We start from the raw sequence: 2,379 nt of genomic DNA, 5'->3' as shown, positions 1-2,379 counted from the left end.
TATTTATAACTAAATCGGTAMCTCTTGCTTGTTGCGCAAATGCTATATCTTTATAATCCTTTTGAATATCTGGTATATATCTTAAAGCTATAGATATAGAATATGCAGCCTTATAATTAACACCTATTTTATTTAATGATGCAGCAAACTCACTTGGGTCGGTTGTAAGYATAAATAAAAAWGCCATAGGTATTGTTGCAAAGTATTTTAATATAACATTGAATTCATAAAATAATTGTTCTTTTGTTACTGAATATGGACCTACTAAATGGAATAATACTGTCTTAGTACTATATATTTCATTTCCTTGATATGGAGAAAATACAAATATTAATAAAGCATTTAATAATAAGAAAAATAGTATAAAGTAAAGTATAAAAGATATTTCTTTAAACTCTATTTTAGATACTTTAAATGCCACTATTCCAAATACAAATAATCCAACTAAAACCCTTGTATCATATGTTATCATAGCTGCTATCGTCCAAAGTAAAAAACATATTAACTTTGTAGCACCTGTTAACTTATGAATAGGCGAGTCCTTTTTTATATATGATAACATTTCTGAGTTCATATTTATCTAACCCTCCTATCATAATCTATAAATCTATTTACAAATTTAGTAGTATCTTGTATACCACATTTTAAAGCTAATTGATGTAGTGATGTTTCTTTTAAATTTGCTTTTTCTATAATTTCTCTATTTGTTAATATATATGCAGGAACGTTATCTGCTATTTTTCACCTTTAGATAAAGCTATAACTTTATTAGTGTACTCTAACATTAAATGCATATCATGAGTAACCATTAGTATTGTTACACCTTTTTTATTTAAATCCGCTAAAAACTCCATTATTTCCGTATAATGTTTAAAATCTTGACCTGCTGTAGGCTCATCAAGTATAATCATTTCCGGATTTAAAACTAATATAGATGCTATAGTCACCCTTTTCTTTTGTCCAAAGCTAAGAGCTGATATTGGCCAATTTCTAAATCCATATAGTCCACATATCTTTAAAGTTTCATATACTCTTTCTTTTATTTCATTTTCAGGTATACCTCTAACCTTAAGTCCAAATGCAACTTCATCATATACCATAGTTTTAGATATCATTTGATTAGGATTTTGCATCACAAATCCAATTTTTTCAGAACGCTCTTTTATAGTATAGTTCACCATATCTTGTCCGTTAAATAATATCCTACCGCTATTTGGTTTATAAAAACCACATACTAATTTAGATATAGTAGATTTTCCCGCACCGTTTCTTCCTACTATAGCTGCCATATCGCCTTTATTTATCTTGAAAGATACATTTTTTAATATCTGTTTTTCATTATTATATACTTATCTATTAATTCTATAGCACTCTCACCAGTAGCTGGGTCTAAGCTTGCTAAAGGTTCATCAAATAAAAGTATCTTGACTTCATCTACTGTTACACCTGCTAAAGTTACTCTTTGCTTTTGACCACCAGATAATTTATATGGCGATGCATCAATTTCATTCTTTATATCTACTAAACTTGCAGACTTTTCTACTTYATCAATCATTTCATCTTGGCTTACACAGTAATTTTCTAGNNNNCATACTAATTTAGATATAGTAGATTTTCCCACACCGTTTCTTCCTACTATAGCTGCCATATCGCCTTTATTTATCTTGAAAGATACATTTTTTAATATCTGTTTTTCATTATTATATACTTATCTATTAATTCTATAGCACTCTCACCAGTAGCTGGGTCTAAGCTTGCTAAAGGTTCATCAAATAAAAGTATCTTGACTTCATCTACTGTTACACCTGCTAAAGTTACTCTTTGCTTTTGACCACCAGATAATTTATATGGCGATGCATCAATTTCATTCTTTATATCTACTAAACTTGCAGACTTTTCTACTTTATCAATCATTTCATCTTGGCTTACACAGTAATTTTCTAGTTTAAAAGCGATATCTTCACCTACTGTTAGTCCTATGAGTTGGCTATCTGGATCTTGAAGTACCGTTCCAACAACCTTAGATAGCTCAAATATATTCATMTCTTCAGCATTTTTACCATCTATATTTAATGTACCAGTTATATTACCTTCATAGAAAAATGGTACAAGTCCATTTATACAGTGCGCTAATGTACTCTTACCTGACCCTGATGGTCCAACTATAAGTACTTTTTCACCTTCATATATCGTCAAGTTTATATTTTTAACCATTGGTTCAACTTGTACTCTATATTTAAAGCTAAAGTCTTTAAACTCTATAATCTTTTTTTTCATGATATCTCCTTTCTTTTATTCTTCAACTCTTAAACTTCCTGTTTTTATCTTAGCTTTAGAGTAAGTTGATAATAATAAAGTCCCTAATATTCCTATAGTAAC

At 29.2% G+C, this 2,379-nt stretch carries 5 protein-coding genes; all 5 read right to left on the bottom strand.

The features are described 5' to 3' along the window. Positions 1-574: energy-coupling factor transporter transmembrane component T family protein (locus G3997_RS01435; protein WP_296646952.1), on the bottom strand; the 574-nt coding region annotated here is incomplete at its 3' end. Between the two features lie 160 nt (positions 575-734). Beyond that, positions 735-1,289 (bottom strand): ABC transporter ATP-binding protein, encoded by a 555-nt coding sequence (locus G3997_RS11365; protein WP_330616161.1) that lies wholly within the window; start codon positions 1,287-1,289, stop codon positions 735-737. A gap of 32 nt (positions 1,290-1,321) precedes the next feature. Continuing rightward, on the bottom strand, positions 1,322-1,648 hold the full coding sequence (locus G3997_RS11360) for an ATP-binding cassette domain-containing protein (protein WP_330616160.1): 327 nt from the start codon (positions 1,646-1,648) through the stop codon (positions 1,322-1,324). Between the two features lie 32 nt (positions 1,649-1,680). Continuing rightward, positions 1,681-2,277 carry an ABC transporter ATP-binding protein gene (locus G3997_RS01425; protein ID WP_330616159.1) on the bottom strand — a complete coding sequence of 199 codons (597 nt, stop codon included), beginning with the start codon at positions 2,275-2,277 and terminating at the stop codon, positions 1,681-1,683. 15 nt (positions 2,278-2,292) lie between these two features. Continuing rightward, on the bottom strand, positions 2,293-2,379 hold an 87-nt coding region (locus G3997_RS11765; protein WP_442971222.1), incomplete at its 5' end, for a hypothetical protein.

The organism is Romboutsia sp. 13368 (assembly GCF_018336475.1).
Taxonomy (GTDB): Bacteria; Bacillota; Clostridia; order Peptostreptococcales; family Peptostreptococcaceae; genus Romboutsia.
Note: the sequence above shows the minus strand (reverse complement) of the source record. Positions and strands in the feature narration are given on the sequence as shown.

What these genes read in the sequence shown, in the direction of transcription:
- G3997_RS11365 (WP_330616161.1), bottom strand. Translation starts at nt 1,289, where the DNA reads ATGGCAGCTATAGTAGGAAGAAACGGTGCGGGAAAATCTACTATATCT.